We start from the raw sequence: 18,743 nt of genomic DNA on the forward strand, positions 1-18,743 counted from the left end.
GCTTACGCGTGAGTGACGTGTTCGTTCGCGTCGCGCTGGATCATCCGCTGCCGACCCTGTTCGACTACCGGTGCGACACGCCCGAGCCGGTCGCGCGGGGCATGCTGGTGAGCGTGCCGTTTGGCAAGCGCGATGTCGTGGGACTCGTCTGCGAAGTGACCACTCACAGTGAGGTCCCGCCCGACCGCCTGCGCGCAGTCAATGGCGTGTGCACGGCGTGCCCGCCCGTCTCGTCGGAATGGTTGAGGTTGGCCGCGTTCGCCGCAGACTACTACCAGCGCGGTCTTGGCGAAGTGGCGTTGCCGGCTTTGCCGCAGGCGTTGCGAGATGCTTCCCGGTGGTCGCGCCTGTTTGCGCCGCAGGAGCGCTACAGCCTCACGCCGGCTGGCCGCGCGTCGCTACCTGACGTACTGCCTGCGCGGGCGAGCGCGTTGCGCAAGCTCGCGCAGACATTGGCCGGGACCGACTTCCTGCTGGCTGCCGACGCTCGCGCGCTGCATCCCAAAGCGATCGCGACGCTCGATGCCTGGCAGGCGGAAGGCTGGGTGGCGCTCGACATCATCGAAGCCGCCGCAGCGCTTGCTATTCCAGCGTCGTCCGACGCGCCCGCGCCCTCGCTGCCGACGCTCACCGACGAGCAGGCCGCCGCAGTCGAAGCGATTCGCGACGCCAACGGCTTCGCGCCGTTCCTGCTGCACGGTGTGACGGGGAGCGGCAAGACCGAGGTCTATTTGCGCGCGTTGGCCGAGATTCTCGCGGCAAAGCCCGACGCTCAGGCGCTGGTTCTCGTGCCCGAAATCAATCTGACGCCGCAATTCGAGTCGGCCTTCCGCGCCCGCTTCGCCGCGCTCGAGGGCACGTCGATCGTCACGCTGCACAGCGGTCTCGCAGAAGGCGAGCGCGCTCGCAACTGGTTCGCCGCTCACACGGGCCGCGCCCGCATCGTACTCGGCACCCGGCTGGCGGTGCTCGCCTCGCTGCCGAACCTCGCGATCATCGTCGTCGATGAAGAGCACGACCCGGCGTACAAGCAGCAGGAAGGCTTGCGCTATTCAGCCCGCGATCTGGCCGTCTATCGCGCCAAGCAACTCGGTTTGCCGGTCGTGCTTGGCTCGGCCACGCCGTCGCTGGAAAGCTGGTGGCAGGCCGATCAGGGGCGCTACAAGCGGCTCACCTTATCGCGCCGCGCGGTCGCCGAGGCCGTGCTGCCTACCGTGAAGCTGATCGATCTGGAAGAAGAGCGGCGGCGCGGGCGGGCTTCCGTGGAAGGGTTGTCGGGGCCGTTGCTTGCCGCGCTGAAAGCGCGGCTCGAACGCGGTGAGCAAAGCCTCGTGTTCCTGAACCGCCGCGGTTATGCGCCGCAACTGGCCTGCGATGCCTGTGGCTGGGTCGCCGGCTGCCCACGTTGCAGCGCGTATGTCGTGTTGCATAAACCCGAGCGCGCGCTACGCTGCCACCACTGCGGCTGGGAAGCGCGCATTCCGCGTTCGTGCCCCGAGTGCGGCAACGTCGACATCGCACCGATGGGCCGTGGCACGCAGCGCGTCGAAGAAACACTGGCGAGCGCGGTGCCCGGCGCCCGGGTGTTACGTATCGATGCCGACAGCACGCGCCGCAAAGGCAGCGCACAGGCGCTGTTCTCCGACGTGCACGCGGGCGAGGTCGACATCCTCGTCGGCACACAGATGATCGCCAAGGGGCATGACTTCCAGCGCGTGTCGCTGGTCGGCGTGCTGAACGCCGACACCGCGCTCTTTTCCCACGACTTCCGCGCGAGCGAGCGGCTTTTCGCACAACTGATGCAGGTAAGCGGCCGGGCGGGCCGCGCGGGTTTGCCCGGCGAAGTGCTGGTGCAAACGCGCTATCCGCGCCACGCGCTCTACCACGCGCTGGGCCGCCACGACTATGTCGGCTTTGCCAACTCCACGCTGGCCGAGCGGCGCGATGCGCACTTGCCGCCGTTCGTCTATCAGGCGTTGCTGCGGGCCGAAGGCCGCACGCTCGAGGCCGCGCTGGCCTTTCTGCAGCAGGCGGCGGCCGCACTGGCCGGTATTCCCGCTGCAGAACGCGTGACCGTGTATGACGCGGTGCCGCTCACTATCGTCAAGGTGATGCACGTGCATCGCGCACAGTTGCTGATCGAGAGCGCGTCGCGTGGCGCGTTGCACGCCACCTTGCGCGCCTGGCAGCCGCTGCTGCGCGGCATGAAGGGCGTGCTGCGCTGGAATCTCGAAGTCGATCCGCTCGACATTTGAGGCACGTCGCCAGCACGGCGGCGCCGTTACTCCTTTCGGTCATATTCATAGAGCGAATGGTCGTTTCGTTTTGCGACTCCGCTCGCCTATATTTCGCCGAACCGGCGCACATTCAGGCAAAACTCCAACATTCCGGCGCCGACGCACCTCAACTTCTCTCGGGGCATGGCGATGAGCGATACCAATCAAACGCTACCAACGGGCGCCGCTCCGGCGAACCGGCAAAGCACGCACGGCGGTGGACTTTTTTCGACCGAAGACTGGTGGGCGGTCTGGGTCGGGCTGCTGGTGGTCGTGATTGCGTGGGCGCTGTTCGCGTCCGGCAGCAGCATCAAGTGGCTCGCGGTCGCGCCGGCTAAATGGTCGAGCGTCGCGCAGGCCGTGCAGGACGCCGGCAAGCATGTGCCGAACTATGCCGCGCTGTTCGTCGTGTTCGCGCTCCTGTTCGGCGTGAGCCTCGCAGCGCTCAAGCAGCGGGTCGGCGCTTTCCTCGGCTCATTCCTGATCCTGTTCATCGCATCGGCGCTGATTTTTACGCTGGGCGCGTGGGTCAACGCGTCGAAGTACAACCTCGAACCACCGCTCGTCGCACTGGCGCTGGGCCTGTTGATCTCGAACGTGTTCACGCTGCCCGAGTGGTTTTCGGCGGGCTTGCGCGTCGAGTTTTATATCAAGGTCGGTATCGTGCTGCTCGGCGCGACATTGCCGTTCACGCTGTTGGTGTGGGCGGGGCCGGTGGCGGTCGGGCAGGCGAGCATCGTCTCGCTCGTCACGTTCTTCGTGATCTTTTTTGCTGCGACGGCGTTTGGCCTCGACCGGCGTTTTGCGGCCGTGCTCGGCGTCGGCGGCGCGGTGTGCGGCGTCTCCGCGGCGATCGCGATTGCCGGCGCGGTGCGGGCCAAGCGCGAACAGGCTTCGGTGGCGATCACGCTGGTGGTGCTGTGGGCGATCGTGATGATCTTCGTGTTGCCGTTCGCGTCCCGCTCGCTCGGATTGTCAACCGCGGTCGCCGGCGCATGGATCGGCACGTCCGAATTCGCCGACGCCGCCGGGATCGCGGCCGCGCAAGCTTATGGCGACCTCGCCAAACACGCGGGTGGAGCGATCGCGGGTGCGCCGGAGGCGTCGCTACAGGCGTTCACGCTGATGAAAGTGGTCGGCCGAGATATCTGGATCGGTATCTGGGCGTTCGTGCTCGCAATCGTCGCGAGCACGCGCTGGGAGTCGCAAGATAGCGGCGTCAAAGCCAAACCCAACGCCGGCGAGATCTGGGCGCGCTTTCCGAAGTTCGTGATCGGCTTCGTGATTGCGTCGGCACTGGTGACGTGGGTCGCCAGCCACTACTCGCTGGCCGATTACCGCAAGGTCGTGACGCCCGAATTCGTCGCCCCGATCACCGCGTTGCGCACATGGGCGTTCACCTTCTGTTTCCTGAGCATTGGGTTGACCACGCGCCTGCGTTCGCTGAGCGCCACTGGCCTGAAGCCGTTCCTGGCCTTTACGGTAGGCGTGGTGGTCAATATCGCCATCGGCTACGCGCTGTCCGCGCACGTGTTCGCACCGTACTGGAATAGCTTGGGGCAGGGCTCGTGACGAGCGGCGCGCTTCGCATCCCCGGCACGGCGGACGCACGCGACGATGCGTGCGCGCCGTGCTGCGCCAGCTGCTGGTATCGTGCCGAGAGTCGGGAATCGCTGGAGCAGAGCATGCCGGGTCTCGCGGTGTTGGGTTCGGCATTTGGCGCGAGCGTGGCGGACAGCCGGCTTTGCCGGCTGCACGACCAACTCGTTTCGCCCGCCGACGCCTGTCCTCGGTTCGAGCCGATTTTGCGGCACTGATACCGCCTGCGCTTTGCTGCGGCACCAAGCCGGGTGTTACCCGCGGCTTCCCGCCGTGCAGGCCGGAAGCCGGTGTCGCTCACCCCGGCATGCCACGCCAGGCATCCCTATTCAATCGTTCAGCGCGGCCCGCGGATCGCCCGCCGATGCGCGTGAAGCCGCGGGTGTTCGTTCCTGCGCGGGTTCCCGCCTGCCCGGGCCACTTGTCGCACCGCGGATGAACAACACCGCGCAAGTCGCGCACATTGCCCAGATGCCCAGTACCACCAGCCATTTTTCCATTTCGCCTGTCCTCTAAAACCCCGTACCGTTTTTTTTGTGCGTGCCCCCAGGGAGGCCGCGCGCCGCTATGTTCCGTATAACGGCGCGCCGACCCGTTCTGATAAGGGTAAATGCAAAAAGAATCACGCCAGGGAAAGTACCGATCGCAACCGCCGTCGCCCCGCGCGGCGCCATCGCGCGCAAACCCCCGTCACATAAGGCTCACGACAGGGTGCAACCGCGCGCCTGAGATGGTTGCACCTTTTTATTGGGAGGCGTACGATTCGCCCAACTTTTAGTCTTTTTGCCAGCGCATTCGTCTGGTCTCCGAAGAAGGAAACATGGCTAGCACCACCCTTGGCGTTAAGGTCGACGACCTCCTGCGTTCCCGGCTGAAAGATGCCGCCACTCGTCTCGAACGCACTCCGCACTGGCTCATCAAGCAGGCCATCTTCGCGTACCTCGAAAAGATCGAGCACGGTCAACTGCCGCCCGAACTGTCGGGCGTGGCGGGCTCGGCCGATCTGACCGACGGCTCTGCGGTCGAGCACGAGGAAGACGGTGCATCGCACCCGTTCCTCGATTTCGCGCAGAACGTGCAACCGCAGTCGGTGCTGCGCGCCGCGATCACGGCGGCGTACCGTCGTCCGGAACCGGAATGCCTGCCGTTCCTGCTCGGTCAGGCGCGTTTGCCGGCCAACCTCGCGGGCGACGTGCAGGCCATGGCCGGCAAGCTCGTGGAAACGCTGCGCAGCAAGAGCAAGGGCGGTGGCGTCGAAGGTCTGATCCACGAGTTCTCGCTGTCGAGCCAGGAAGGCGTGGCGCTGATGTGTCTCGCCGAAGCGCTGCTGCGTATTCCCGATCGCGCCACGCGCGACGCGCTGATCCGCGACAAGATCAGCAAGGGCGACTGGAAATCGCACATGGGCCAGGCGCCGTCGATGTTCGTCAATGCCGCGACCTGGGGCCTGATGATCACCGGCAAGCTGGTGACGACCAATAGCGAAACGAGCCTCTCGTCGGCGCTCACGCGTTTGATCGGCAAGGGCGGCGAACCGCTGATCCGCAAGGGCGTGGACATGGCGATGCGCCTGATGGGCGAGCAGTTCGTCACGGGCGAGAACATCTCCGAGGCGCTCGCCAACAGCCGCAAATACGAAGCACGCGGCTTCCGCTACTCGTACGACATGCTCGGCGAAGCGGCCACCACCGAAGCCGACGCGCAGCGCTACTACGCGTCGTACGAACAGGCGATCCACGCGATCGGCAAGGCCGCCGGCGGACGTGGCATCTACGAAGGCCCGGGTATCTCGATCAAGCTCTCCGCGCTGCACGCACGGTACTCGCGTTCGCAGCAGGAACGCACGATGAGCGAACTGCTGCCGCGCGTGCGCTCGCTCGCGATCCTCGCGCGCCGCTACGACATCGGCCTGAACATCGACGCGGAAGAAGCCGACCGCCTCGAAATCTCGCTCGATCTGCTCGAAGCGCTGTGCTTCGATCCGGAGCTGGCCGGCTGGAACGGCATCGGCTTCGTGGTGCAGGCGTATCAGAAGCGCTGCCCGTTCGTGATCGAATACCTGATCGATCTGGCGCGCCGCAGCCGTCACCGCATCATGGTGCGCCTCGTGAAGGGCGCGTACTGGGACACCGAAATCAAGCGCGCGCAAGTGGACGGCCTCGAAGGCTATCCGGTCTACACGCGCAAGATCTACACGGACGTGTCGTACCTCGCCTGCGCGAAGAAGCTGCTCAGCGCGCCCGACGCGGTCTATCCGCAGTTCGCCACGCACAACGCGCACACGCTGTCGGCGATCTATCACCTCGCGGGCAACAACTACTATCCCGGCCAGTACGAGTTCCAGTGCCTGCACGGCATGGGCGAACCGCTGTATGAAGAAGTCACCGGCCGTGACAAGCTGAACCGTCCGTGCCGTGTGTACGCGCCGGTCGGCACGCACGAAACGCTGCTCGCTTATCTCGTGCGCCGTCTGCTGGAAAACGGCGCGAACACGTCGTTCGTGAATCGTATTGCCGACGAAACCGTCGCGATCAAGGACCTGATCGCCGACCCGGTCGACGAAGCCTCGAAGATCGTCCCGCTCGGCGCGCCGCACGCGAAGATTCCGCTGCCGCGACATCTGTACGGTTCGGAGCGCCTCAACTCGATGGGTCTCGACCTGTCGAACGAGCATCGTCTGGCGTCGCTGTCGTCGGCGTTGCTGGCGAGCGCGCATCATCCGTGGCGCGCCGCGCCGATGCTCGAAGACAACGAGATCGCCGTGGGCCTCGCGCGCGACGTGCGCAATCCGGCCGATCATCGCGACCTCGTCGGCACGGTCGTCGAAGCAACGGCGGAGCACGTGAGCGCCGCTTTGGCTCACGCAGTCGCCGCGGCGCCGATCTGGCAAGCCACGCCGGTCGATGCACGGGCCGATTGCCTCGCACGTGCAGCCGATCTGCTCGAAGCGCAGATGCATACGCTGATGGGCCTCGTGGTGCGTGAAGCCGGCAAGTCGCTGGCCAACGCTGTCGCGGAGATCCGCGAAGCGATCGACTTCCTGCGTTATTACTCCACGCAGATTCGCGACGAGTTCTCCAACGACACGCATCGTCCGCTCGGTCCGGTGGTGTGTATCAGCCCGTGGAACTTCCCGCTGGCGATTTTCATGGGCCAGGTGGCCGCTGCGCTTGCAGCCGGCAACACCGTGCTCGCGAAGCCGGCTGAACAGACGCCGCTGATCGCCGCGCAAGCCGTGCGTATTCTGCGTGAAGCTGGCGTGCCGGCTGGCGCGGTGCAACTGCTGCCGGGCAACGGCGAAACGGTCGGCGCCGCGTTGGTGGCCGATCCGCGTACCCGCGCCGTGATGTTCACCGGCTCGACCGAAGTCGCGCGTCTGATCAACAAGACGCTGTCGAGCCGACTCGATCCGGACGGCAAGCCGATTCCGCTGATCGCCGAAACGGGCGGCCAGAACGCGATGATCGTCGACTCGTCGGCGCTCGCCGAACAGGTGGTGGCGGACGTGCTGCAATCGTCGTTCGACTCCGCAGGTCAACGGTGTTCCGCGTTGCGCGTTCTTTGTCTGCAGGACGATGTTGCGGACCGCACGCTGGAGATGCTGACCGGCGCAATGCGCGAACTGGCCGTGGGCAATCCGGACCGCCTGTCGATCGACGTCGGCCCGGTGATCGACCTCGACGCGAAGCGCGGTATCGACGCGCACGTCGCGGCGATGCGCGAGAAGGGCCGCAAGGTCGAGCAACTGCCGATGCCGGACGGTTGCGCGCAAGGCACCTTCGTGCCGCCGACGCTGATCGAGCTCGACAGCATCGACGAATTGAAGCGTGAGGTGTTCGGTCCGGTGCTGCACGTGGTGCGTTACCGCCGCAGCCAGCTGGATAAACTGCTCGAGCAGATCCGCGCGACCGGTTACGGCCTGACGCTCGGCATTCATACTCGGATCGACGAAACGATCGCGCATGTGATCAGCCGCGCGCACGTGGGCAACATCTACGTGAACCGCAACGTGATCGGCGCGGTGGTCGGCGTGCAGCCGTTCGGCGGCGAAGGTCTGTCGGGCACGGGGCCGAAAGCGGGCGGCGCGCTGTATCTGCAGCGCCTCCTCGCCACGCGTCCGGCCGGTTTGCCGAAGTCGCTCGCACAGGCGTTGATCGTGGATGTACCACGCGCTGCCGAAAACGGCGACAATCCGTCCGCTGCGTTGACGGCTTACCGCGACTGGCTGATTACCGAACGCGAGCCGCAACTGGCCGCGCGCTGCGACGGCTATCTGTCGCATGTGCCGGCGGGCGCCACGGCGGTATTGTCGGGACCGACCGGCGAGCGCAATACGTACACGCTCGGCGCGCGCGGCACGGTGCTGTGTGTCGCGTCGACGGCAAGCGGTGCGCGCGTGCAGTTCGCCGCGGCGCTGGCTACGGGAAATCGCGCGTTGTTCGAAGGCGCGGCTGGGGAACAATTGGTGTCGCAGTTGCCCGCCTCGCTGAAGTTGCATGCAAGCGTGAAGAAGAGCGCGGATACGCCGTTCGACGCCGTGCTGTTCGAAGGCGATAGCGACGAACTGCTGGCGCTGGTGAAGGAAGTCGCGAAGCGTGCGGGGCCGATCGTGTCGGTGCAGGGCGTCGCGTCTCGCGCGCTGGAAAGCGGCGATGAGGACTACGCGCTCGAGCGTCTGTTGACGGAACGCTCGGTCAGCGTGAATACGGCAGCCGCCGGCGGTAATGCGAATTTGATGACGATCGGTTGAGCGAACCTCTCTGATCACTCAATAAAACGGAAGCGGTACGGCGACCCCGAAACCGCTCCATCCACACCTGGTACCAAGGAGAAGCTATGCAACACAAGATGAAACAGCTGGCAGGCGCTGCACTGGTTGCGGCGATGTCGCTGGCGGGGACGGCCAACGCTCAATCGACGGAAGACGTGAAGGTCGGCTTTGCCGGCCCGATGACTGGCGCGCAGGCGCACTACGGCAAGGACTTCCAGAACGGCATTACGCTGGCAGTGGAAGACATGAACGCGACCAAGCCGGTGATCGGCGGCAAGCAAGTTCGCTTCGTGCTGGACTCGGCCGACGACCAGGCCGACCCGCGTACGGGTACGACCGTTGCGCAAAAGCTGGTGGATGACGGCATCAAGGGCATGCTCGGCCACTTCAACTCGGGTACCACGATCCCGGCTTCGCGCATTTACGCGAACGCGGGCATCCCCGAAATCGCAATGGCGACGGCGCCTGAATATACGCAACAAGGTTTCAAGACCACGTTCCGTATGATGACGTCCGACACGCAGCAAGGTTCGGTCGCCGGCACGTTCGCGGTGAAGACCTTGGGCATGAAAAAGATCGTGATCGTCGACGACCGCACGGCCTACGGCCAGGGGCTGGCCGATCAGTTCGAAAAGGCGGCGAAGGCAGCGGGCGGCCAGATCGTCGATCGTGAATACACGAACGACAAGGCAGTCGACTTCAAGTCGATCCTGACCAAGCTGAAGGCTGTTCAACCGGACCTGATCTATTACGGCGGCGCGGATTCGCAAGCGGCACCGATGGTCAAGCAGATGAAGGCACTGGGCATCAAGGCGCCGCTGATGGGCGGCGAAATGGTCCACACGCCGACGTTCATCCAGATCGCGGGTGACGCGGCGAACGGCACGGTGGCTTCGCTGGCCGGCCTGCCGCTGGAAGAAATGCCGGGCGGCAAGGACTACGTCGCGAAGTACAAGAAGCGTTTCAACGAAGACGTGCAAACGTACTCGCCGTACGCTTACGACGGCGCAATGGCCATGTTCGACGCAATGAAGAAGGCGAACTCGACCGATCCGGCCAAGTATCTGCCGATGCTCGCGAAGACCTCGATGCCGGCAGTGACGTCGTCGAACCTCGCGTACGACAGCAAGGGCGACCTGAAGAACGGCGGCATCACGCTGTACAAGGTTGTCGACGGCAAGTGGACGACGCTGCAAAGCGTGGGTGGGAAGTAAGCCGCTGCCTGGTTTGATGCTGTGAAGGAAACCCCGCTTCGGCGGGGTTTTTTTTGGCCGGACGATTCGTCAAGCTTGCTGATACCCGCCTGCCTGGCCTTCTCCCGAAAAAGAATTGGTCGACAATTTCCCGGCAGTGGCGAGCGATCTCCATTGTGTTTTAAATACGAGAGTTATCGTATAATGGGAGGTGAGATTGTCAGTATCAAACAAGTACAAACAAGTACAAACAGGTGAAACGAGCGGTTATTGCAGCGCTCCAATCGGGCCGGTTCCAGCACGAAGGAAGGTCCGACATTAACGTAAAAAATCTTCTGGCGACGGGGCAGGTGACCGCCGAGTTCGTCGAGGTCCTCGTTGCCCGAAGCAATGGCACGCAATACAGCGCGTCGCCGCACCATCGCGTTGACTCAATCGATGTGCATGTGATCGCGACGGGCGGCTGGTACGTGAAGTTTTACTTTGTGAGCGATCCAGACACCGTGTTCATTAGCGTGCATCAGTGAGTAAAGCCATGAAGATAAAACTGTACGAAGAGGGTGAGAAAAGCAAGGCGGTCTGCGACCACTGCGGACAACTCGTGAGCACAACATTTGCGCGGCGCGACGTACCGTTTAGCGATGGCAAAGGTGAGGTGAAGAATATTCTCGCGGCAGTGTGCGACGTGTGCGGTGAAGTAGCGGCTGTTCCCGCGCAATCGACGCCGGCCATTCGAGAAGCGCGCCGCAAAGAGGTCAAGCCGATCGAGGCGCAACTGCCGGCGATTTATCTGGATGTGCTCGACCTTGCCGCGTTTATCGTCGACAGCACGAGCTCAACCGAATTTCGCAAGGTGTTAATGATCCTTTACCTGCATCGGTTTGCATCCGGCGAGTTCCCACGTGCCAGGCTGATCAAGGCGCATCGCGCGACGTCTGAACGTTTCAAGGAGCGCCGTGGCGCGGCACGTCGTCGGCTTTCCATGAAAGTGACGCCGCGTATTGTCGAGGGTATGAAGACTTTGATGCACGACACGACATTGAGTCAGACGGAAGTCATCAAATCGGTGATCTATCAGATTCACGCGGACGTCGTTGAGTCGCGCAAGCCTGAGCTGATGAGAGAACTCGGCGCGCTGTCAGTGGTCTATGCGTAGCTGCTGCGCGCCTACAGCACGATGAGGCCAGCGGCTTACTGAGGGTGTCCAGGAAGGGTGAGTTCGCGCTCACCCTCACCCTTAAGCCAGATTCCCGTCAGTAACTAGCGAGCGCTTACGTCGATTCCCCCCGCAACTTCCTCCCCTGCTCGCGAATCTGCTCCAGCGTCGCCCCCGGCGTGCTCGCTTCCTGCGGCATAAGAATTTCGATCACCGCGGCGCGCTTCACCTCCATCGCACGCATCAGCGCAGGCAGAAAATCTTCAGTCCGCTCCACCGTCTCGCCATGCGCGCCGAACGAGCGAGCGAACGCCGCGAAATCCGGATTGGTGAGTCCGGTGCCGTGCACGCGATTCGGATAATGCCGCTCCTGATGCATCCGGATCGTGCCGAACTGGCTGTTATTCACCACGATGAAAAGCACGTGCAGGTCGTACTGCATCGCCGTCGCGAGTTCTTGCGCGGACATCATGAAGCAGCCGTCGCCAGCCAGCGCGACGACAGCGCGTTGCGGATACATCGACTTCGCCGCGATCGCCGCCGGCACGCCATAACCCATCGCGCCGCTCGTCGGCGCGAGTTGCGAACGAAAATGGCGATACGAGAAGTGCCGATGCAGCCACGTCGCGTAATTACCCGCACCATTGGTGAGAATCGCGTCGTCCGGTAGATGCGCGCGCAACTGCTGGATCACTTCGCCCATCTGCACGTCGCCGGGAATCTGGCGCGGTTTGCGCCAGTCGAGATACGCCTGATGCGCCTCGCTCGCGGCGCCGGACCAGGCAAGTTGCTCGGACGAAGGCTCCAACTCCGCAAGCATTGCCGCCAGCTCTGGCATGCCGGAGACGATCGGCAGATCCGCCGCATACACGCGTCCCAACTCCTCCGCGCCTTGATGCACATGCACGAGCGTCTGCTTCGTTTTTGGAATGTCGAGCAGCGTGTAGCCGTTGGTCGTCGCTTCGCCTAAACGAGGTCCGATCGCGAGCAATACGTCGGCGTCGCGGATACGTTGCGCGAGCGCAGGATTGATGCCGAGGCCGACATCGCCGGCATAGTTGGGATGCTCGTTGTCGAGCGTGTCCTGATAGCGGAACGCGAGGCCGACCGGCAGTTGCCAATTCTCGACGAAGCGTTGAAAGTCCGCGCACGCAGCAGGCGTCCAGCCGCTGCCGCCCGCGATCACCATCGGCCGTTGTGCGCCTTCGAGCAACGCGCGCAATTTCTCGATCTGCGCCGCCGAAGGTGACGCCGCGACGCGTTGATACGCCGGCGCCCCTGCTACGGCGTCGCATGCGTCGCTCAACACGTCTTCCGGCAGCGACAATACGACGGGACCAGGCCGTCCGGACGTCGCTGTGTGAAACGCATGGCTCAGATACTCGGGAATGCGTTTGGGATCGTCGATTTGCGCAACCCATTTCGCCATCTGACCGAACATGCGCCGATAGTCGATCTCCTGAAACGCCTCGCGGTCGAGATGCTCGCGTGCGCATTGGCCGATCAGCAGGATCATCGGCGTGGAATCCTGAAACGCGGTGTGCACGCCGATCGACGCGTGCGTGGCGCCCGGCCCGCGCGTGACCAGCGCGACGCCGGGCCGGCCGGTCAATTTGCCGACGGCTTCGGCCATATTCGCCGCGGCCGCTTCGTGACGGCACACGATGGTCTGGATCTGTTCGGTTTCGTCGTGCAGCGAATCCAGCACGGCGAGAAAACTTTCACCGGGCACACAGAAAACACGTTCGACACCGTGCGTCAGCAAAGCATCGACGACAAGACGCGCGCCGGTGGTTTGAGCGGCGGAGGAACCGGAAACTGAAACGGGAGCATTCGGCTGCGACATTGCGATGAAGCCTCCAGGCAGTGCATGAGTGCGATGTGAGAATGCAAGCATCGACCGGACGCTGGCCGATGTGGCGCTTCGACAGCTTACGCCGCCAGCGCCTGCGCTGTCACGGCGCAGCGCAACCGTAGCGCTCGCGCATGGCGCGCCGCGCAAATGAAAACGCGGGCCCGAGAGCCCGCGTGATTGCCGTCATGCGCCATGAAGCGCGGAACTCAACACTCGACGATATTCACCGCCAGGCCGCCGCGCGACGTTTCCTTGTACTTGGTCTTCATATCCGCGCCGGTTTCGCGCATGGTCTTGATCACCGAATCGAGCGACACATAGTGGCTGCCGTCGCCGCGCAACGCCATGCGCGCCGCATTGACTGCTTTCACCGATGCCATCGCGTTGCGCTCGATACATGGAATCTGCACCATGCCGCCAACCGGATCGCACGTCAGGCCGAGGTTGTGTTCCATGCCGATTTCCGCGGCGTTCTCGACCTGCCGGGGCGTGCCGCCCATGACCGCGGCGAGTGCGCCCGCCGCCATCGAACAGGCCACGCCCACTTCACCCTGGCAACCCACTTCGGCGCCGGAAATCGACGCGTTCAGCTTGTACAGAATGCCGATCGCCGCAGCGGTCATCAGGAAGTCGATCACGCCTTGCTGATTCGAGCCGGGCATGAAGCGCGTGTAGTAATGCAGCACTGCCGGGATGATGCCGGCCGCGCCGTTGGTCGGCGCGGTGACCACGCGTCCGCCAGCAGCGTTTTCTTCGTTGACGGCGATCGCATAGAGATTGATCCAGTCGACCATGGAAAGCGGATCGCGCAGCGCCAGTTCAGGATTGCCCGACAGCGCACGATACAGCTGCGGCGCACGGCGCTTCACCTGAAACGGGCCGGGCAAGTTACCGTCGGCGTCCGGATTGTTGATGCCACAACCGCGTGCGACGCACGCTTGCATCACGTCCCAGATCTTCAGCAGGCCGGTGCGCGTTTCTTCTTCCGTATGCCAGACGCGCTCGTTTTCCCACATTAACTGAGCGATGCTTTTGCCAGTCGATTCGCACAGCGCAAGCAACTCGTTGCCGCTGCGAAACGAGTGCGGCAATTGATCGACGGCGCTCAGCACTTTCGTGTTCGGCGCACCCGCCGTCACCACGAAACCGCCGCCCACCGACAGATAGGTCGACTCGCGCAACGTCTCACCCTGCGCATCGTAAGCGCGCAGCTTGAGACCGTTCGGATGCTCGGGCAGCGCCTGGCGATAAAACGCAATCTGATCTTTCTGCACGAACGGCACCTCGTGCGTGCCGAGCAGCGCCAGTTTGCGGGACACGCGCACGTTGTCGAGCCGCTCGGCGATCGTGTCCGGGTTCACGGTGTCGGGCGCATCGCCCATCAGGCCGAGCATTACGCCGCGATCGGTGCCGTGCCCCTTGCCTGTCGCGCCGAGCGAGCCATACAGCTCCGCCTTCACCGATGCGGTCGCAGCAAGCAGCCCATCGCGTTCAAGCCCTTGAGCGAACATCAGCGCCGCGCGCATCGGCCCGACCGTATGCGAACTGGACGGACCAATGCCGATTTTGAAGAGATCGAACACGCTGACTGCCATTTACTGCTCCCTGCTGATAGATGGTTGGTTCATCGCGCCGGCAGCGGCAAACACACGGCGAGCCAGGCAGGCGGCGTGGGTGCGAGCTGTAGCGCGATCGGCGTATAGCGCCCGTCGAGGCGTGCCGCCAGGTGGAACAGTTCGGTCGCGTTCTTCGGGTCCCACTGACCCGAATAGCCGGGCAAGCCGGCTTCGCGACGTTTTGCATCGAACGGAACGCTCGAATGCACGAATTCTTCGTGGGTCTTGTTGCCGGCCGCGTATGGCGCGAGCCAGTTCAGCGCGGCTTCCAGCGAAGCGCCGTCCGTGCCCTTCTCCGGCAGCCAGTTGCGGTTATGGCGGCGCGCGGCGAGTGCGGCGGTCACGAGCGGCTGCAGATCGTAGGTGACGTAATGCAGCGCGTCGCGCTCGCTGAAATCGACCGTCGAACCATCCGGTTCGATGTTGTCGCCGATATGCTCGACGAACAACCGCTGGGCCGCGTTGATCATCTTGCGGTTATCGAGCGTGAATGCGGCCATGGCGATCAGTTTGACCCGATGGCTCTGCCAGTTGTTTTTGTACGTGCCTTTGAGCGGCCGCGGCTGCGCGTCGACTTGCCCGATATAGCCGGTCGCGAGTTTCGTGAGAAACGCCATCGACGCATTGCGCGTTTTCACCGGCAACGCGCTCGCCGTCATGTCGTACGCGAGAATCAGCCCTTCGAAGCGGGTTTCGTCGATGGGATTGAAGCTCGGTTGGTACGTCGTGACCCACGCGAACAACAGACGGTCGACGAGCTTCAGATACCGGTCGTCGCTGGTGGCGCGCCAGGCGAGCGCGGCGTCGCGCATCAGATCGAGATCCTGCTCCGCTTCGACGCTCTGGTCGTAAATGCCTTCGTGCGGCAGCGTGCCTTCGGTATGCAGTTTCGCCAGCGCATGCGGCTGGTCGTTCAGATGGGCCTGCACGTTGCTCACCAGCGCTTTCACGCCGGGATCGGCGTTCGTGCGTTCACTGGTTTGCAACGCGGGCGCCGCACAGAAATTCATCGCGGCCTGCGCTTGCGCCAGCGGCAGCAGCACGGCCGCGCCTGCCAGCAACAGTGTGCAGGTTTGCCGCCACGTGGGGGCTCGCCCTGGTTCGGTCCGGCTTTGCATCGATCGCACCTTTCGCGCCATGCGAAACTCCTCGTTTGGCTGATTCGGTGTGTGATGTTAGCCGTTTGCGGCCAGGAGCGACAGAGAACTCAGGAGAGAACCGCACAGCGCCCTGCCGCCTCTTTTCGAGACAGCGGGCGCTGCGCGGCAGCGGTCCGCTTACTCGTAGTCGGCGATCGGCACGCAGGAGCAGAACAGATTGCGGTCGCCGTACACGTTGTCCGCGCGGCCGACCGGCGGCCAATACTTCTTCGCGATCAGCGTGGGCAGCGGATACGCGGCGGTTTCGCGCGCATACGCGTGCTTCCAGTCATTCGCGATGACCACCGCCGCCGTGTGCGGCGCGTGCTTGAGCGGATTGTCCTCGCGGTCCGAGCGGCCATCTTCGACCGCGCGGATTTCCTCGCGGATCGCGATCATCGCTTCGATGAAACGGTCGAGTTCTTCCTTCGATTCCGATTCGGTCGGCTCGACCATCAGCGTGCCCGGCACCGGGAAGCTCATGGTCGGCGCATGGAAGCCGTAGTCGGCGAGACGCTTGGCGACGTCGTCGACGGTGATGCCGCTGGTTTCCTTGATCGGACGCAGATCGAGAATGCACTCGTGCGCGACCAGTCCGCCCGGGCCCGAATACAGCACCGGATAGTGCGGCGCGAGTTTCTTCGCGACGTAGTTCGCGTTGAGGATCGCGGTTTCGGTCGCGGCGGTGAGGTTCTTCGCGCCCATCATCGCGATATACATCCACGAGATCGGCAGGATCGACGCCGAGCCGTACGGTGCGCCGGACACTGCGCCAATGCCGTTCGGCGCGCGTTCATAGCCCGACGAGATCTGGTTCGGCAGGAACTGCGCGAGGTGCGCGCCGACCGCGACAGGACCGACGCCAGGTCCGCCGCCGCCGTGCGGAATGCAGAACGTCTTGTGCAGGTTCAGGTGCGACACGTCGCCGCCGAACTGGCCAGGGGCGGTGAGGCCGACCATGGCGTTCATGTTCGCGCCGTCCACATAGACCTGGCCGCCGTGCGCGTGCACGATCTCGCAGATTTCACGCACGTTCTGCTCGAACACGCCGTGCGTGGACGGGTACGTGATCATGATCGCCGCGAGTTTGTCAGCGTGCTGATCGGCCTTCTTCTTCAGGTCTTCGATATCGACGTTGCCTTGCGCGTCGCAGGCAACCACGACTACCTGCATGCCGGCCATCTGTGCCGACGCGGGGTTGGTGCCGTGCGCCGAAGCGGGAATCAGGCAGACATTACGATGCGCTTCGCCGCGCGACGCATGGTAAGCGTGGATGATCAACAGGCCCGCGTACTCACCTTGCGAGCCGGCGTTCGGCTGCAGCGACACGGCGGCGTATCCGGTGGCGGCGACCAGCATTTCTTCGAGCTGATCGATCATTTCGCGGTAGCCGACGGTTTGCTCCGCCGGTGCGAACGGATGGATCTGGCCGAATTCCGGCCACGTGACCGGCAGCATTTCCGAGGTCGCGTTCAGCTTCATCGTGCACGAACCGAGCGGGATCATCGAGCGGTCGAGCGCGAGGTCCTTGTCGGACAGGCTGCGCAGATAGCGCAGCATTTCCGTTTCCGAATGATGACGGTTGAACACGTGGTGCGTGAGGTACGCGCTGGTGCGTTCGAGCGCGGCCGGCACGGATGCGGTGTTCGATGCGGCCAGTTTTGCGTCGAGCGTGTCGACTTGCGGAGTGTCTTTCGCGCCCGCGGCTTGCGCGAACACTTCGAGCAGATCGGCCAGATCGCGGCGCGAGGTGGTTTCGTCGATCGACAGGCCGACTTGCGTGTCGCTCACGCGGCGCAGGTTGATACGCTTCGCAATCGCTGCGTCGTGCAGCGCTTGCGTGCGTGCGCCGGTTTCGAAAGTGAGCGTGTCGAAGAAGGTTTCGTTGACTAGCGTATAGCCGAGCTGCTTCGCACCTTCGGCCAGCAACGCGGCGATCCGGTTCACGCGCAGCGCGATCGTCTTCAAGCCGTGCGGGCCGTGATAGACGGCGTACATGCTGGCCATGATCGCGAGCAGCGCTTGCGCGGTACACACGTTCGAGGTGGCCTTCTCGCGACGGATATGTTGTTCGCGCGTTTGCAGCGCGAGACGCAGCGCGGGGTTGCCTTGTGCGTCGACGGTCACGCCGACGAGGCGGCCCGGCATCTGACGCTTGAATTCGTCGCGCACAGCGAGGTAAGCCGCATGCGGGCCGCCGAAGCCGACCGGCACGCCAAAGCGCTGCGTATTGCCCACGGCCACGTCCGCGCCCCATTCGCCCGGCGGCGTGAGCACGGTCAGCGCGAGCAGGTCGGCGGCGACCACCACGTGGCCGCCCGCTGCGTGGATGGCTTCGGCCAGGGCGCGGTAGTCGCGCACGTCGCCATTCACGCCCGGGTATTGCAGCAACACGCCGAACGCATTCGCGTTCGCCGCTTCCTCAGCCGGGCCCACTTTGACTTCGATACCGACCGGCGTGGCGCGCGTCTTCACCACTTCGATGGTTTGCGGCAGCACGTCGTCGGCCACGAAGAACACGTTCGACTTCGGCTTGCCGATGCGCTGCAGCAGCGTCATCGCTTCAGCGGCGGCGGTTGCTTCGTCGAGCAACGACGCATTCGAGATCGCCAGACCCGTCAAGTCGACGATCATCTGCTGGAAGTTCAGCAGCGCTTCCAGACGGCCTTGCGAGATTTCCGGCTGATACGGCGTGTACGCGGTGTACCACGCCGGATTTTCCAGCACGTTACGCAGGATCACCGTCGGCGTGTGCGCGTTGTAATAGCCCTGCCCGATATACGAGCGGAACACCTGGTTCTTGTCCGCGAGTTCACGCAGCGCGGCAAGCGCTTCGGCTTCGCTTTTCGGTTGCGCGAAGGGGCCGAGCGGCAGCGTTTCGGTGCGGCGGATCGTCTTCGGAATGACGGCGTCGATCAGCGCGGCGCGCGACGCGAAGCCGAGGGCTTCGAGCATCGAGTGCTGGTCGGCCGCATCCGGGCCGATGTGCCGTTCGGCGAAGGCGTCATGCACTTCGAGCGCGGCGAGCGAGAGAGGAGTGCGGTTCATCAGACGATCCGGGTGTTCGAGCTTCATGGGTGTTCCTGGCGGTGCGGCTATCTCTGCGCGAGGGACGCGCCGCACCAATCGGGTTAAACG

At 64.1% G+C, this 18,743-nt stretch carries 10 protein-coding genes; 6 read left to right on the forward strand and 4 right to left on the reverse strand.

Annotation, left to right across the window (positions count from 1 at the left end):
• Positions 1-8 precede the first annotated feature (8 nt).
• From AC57B1_RS11585 to AC57B1_RS11610, 6 genes are all read left to right on the forward strand, one after another.
• Complete coding sequence (locus AC57B1_RS11585) at positions 9-2,255, forward strand: primosomal protein N' (RefSeq protein WP_496417629.1); 2,247 nt, start codon at positions 9-11, stop codon at positions 2,253-2,255.
• 171 nt (positions 2,256-2,426) lie between these two features.
• A complete protein-coding gene (locus AC57B1_RS11590) occupies positions 2,427-3,848 on the forward strand; it encodes a YeiH family protein (RefSeq protein ID WP_408344042.1) in 1,422 nt (473 codons plus the stop codon).
• Between the two features lie 847 nt (positions 3,849-4,695).
• Positions 4,696-8,625: a trifunctional transcriptional regulator/proline dehydrogenase/L-glutamate gamma-semialdehyde dehydrogenase gene (gene putA / locus AC57B1_RS11595; RefSeq protein WP_408344045.1), complete on the forward strand. Its 3,930-nt coding sequence runs from the start codon at positions 4,696-4,698 to the stop codon at positions 8,623-8,625.
• 86 nt (positions 8,626-8,711) lie between these two features.
• Positions 8,712-9,860 carry a branched-chain amino acid ABC transporter substrate-binding protein gene (locus AC57B1_RS11600; RefSeq protein WP_091797879.1) on the forward strand — a complete coding sequence of 383 codons (1,149 nt, stop codon included), beginning with the start codon at positions 8,712-8,714 and terminating at the stop codon, positions 9,858-9,860.
• 233 nt (positions 9,861-10,093) lie between these two features.
• The gene (locus AC57B1_RS11605; protein WP_496417566.1) at positions 10,094-10,366 is read left to right on the forward strand and encodes a hypothetical protein; all 273 of its coding nucleotides are present in this window, start codon (positions 10,094-10,096) and stop codon (positions 10,364-10,366) included.
• A gap of 8 nt (positions 10,367-10,374) precedes the next feature.
• Positions 10,375-10,995, forward strand: coding sequence for a hypothetical protein (locus AC57B1_RS11610; RefSeq protein WP_496417567.1), 621 nt, complete (start codon positions 10,375-10,377; stop codon positions 10,993-10,995).
• Between the two features lie 115 nt (positions 10,996-11,110).
• Here the strand turns inward: AC57B1_RS11610 and AC57B1_RS11615 are convergent, their stop codons facing one another.
• The 4 genes from AC57B1_RS11615 to gcvP all read right to left on the reverse strand — a co-directional run bounded on the left by AC57B1_RS11615 (position 11,111) and on the right by gcvP (position 18,680).
• The gene (locus AC57B1_RS11615) at positions 11,111-12,841 is read right to left on the reverse strand and encodes a thiamine pyrophosphate-binding protein (protein WP_496417568.1); all 1,731 of its coding nucleotides are present in this window, start codon (positions 12,839-12,841) and stop codon (positions 11,111-11,113) included.
• 215 nt (positions 12,842-13,056) lie between these two features.
• Positions 13,057-14,445, reverse strand: coding sequence for an L-serine ammonia-lyase (locus AC57B1_RS11620; protein ID WP_496417569.1), 1,389 nt, complete (start codon positions 14,443-14,445; stop codon positions 13,057-13,059).
• A 29-nt stretch (positions 14,446-14,474) separates the two neighbouring features.
• On the reverse strand, positions 14,475-15,584 hold the full coding sequence (locus AC57B1_RS11625; protein WP_496417570.1) for an alginate lyase family protein: 1,110 nt from the start codon (positions 15,582-15,584) through the stop codon (positions 14,475-14,477).
• A 159-nt stretch (positions 15,585-15,743) separates the two neighbouring features.
• A complete protein-coding gene (gcvP, locus tag AC57B1_RS11630) occupies positions 15,744-18,680 on the reverse strand; it encodes an aminomethyl-transferring glycine dehydrogenase (protein ID WP_496417571.1) in 2,937 nt (978 codons plus the stop codon).
• Between the last annotated feature and the right edge of the window lie 63 nt (positions 18,681-18,743).

This window comes from Paraburkholderia sp. BGA-UO-ETr-F21, from assembly GCF_059567925.1.

What these genes read in the sequence shown, in the direction of transcription:
- AC57B1_RS11590 (WP_408344042.1), top strand. Translation starts at nt 2,427, where the DNA reads ATGAGCGATACCAATCAAACGCTACCAACGGGCGCCGCTCCGGCGAAC.
- putA (WP_408344045.1), top strand. Translation starts at nt 4,696, where the DNA reads ATGGCTAGCACCACCCTTGGCGTTAAGGTCGACGACCTCCTGCGTTCC.
- AC57B1_RS11600 (WP_091797879.1), top strand. Translation starts at nt 8,712, where the DNA reads ATGCAACACAAGATGAAACAGCTGGCAGGCGCTGCACTGGTTGCGGCG.
- AC57B1_RS11610 (WP_496417567.1), top strand. Translation starts at nt 10,375, where the DNA reads ATGAAGATAAAACTGTACGAAGAGGGTGAGAAAAGCAAGGCGGTCTGC.
- AC57B1_RS11615 (WP_496417568.1), bottom strand. Translation starts at nt 12,841, where the DNA reads ATGTCGCAGCCGAATGCTCCCGTTTCAGTTTCCGGTTCCTCCGCCGCT.
- AC57B1_RS11620 (WP_496417569.1), bottom strand. Translation starts at nt 14,445, where the DNA reads ATGGCAGTCAGCGTGTTCGATCTCTTCAAAATCGGCATTGGTCCGTCC.
- AC57B1_RS11625 (WP_496417570.1), bottom strand. Translation starts at nt 15,584, where the DNA reads ATGCAAAGCCGGACCGAACCAGGGCGAGCCCCCACGTGGCGGCAAACC.
- gcvP (WP_496417571.1), bottom strand. Translation starts at nt 18,680, where the DNA reads ATGAAGCTCGAACACCCGGATCGTCTGATGAACCGCACTCCTCTCTCG.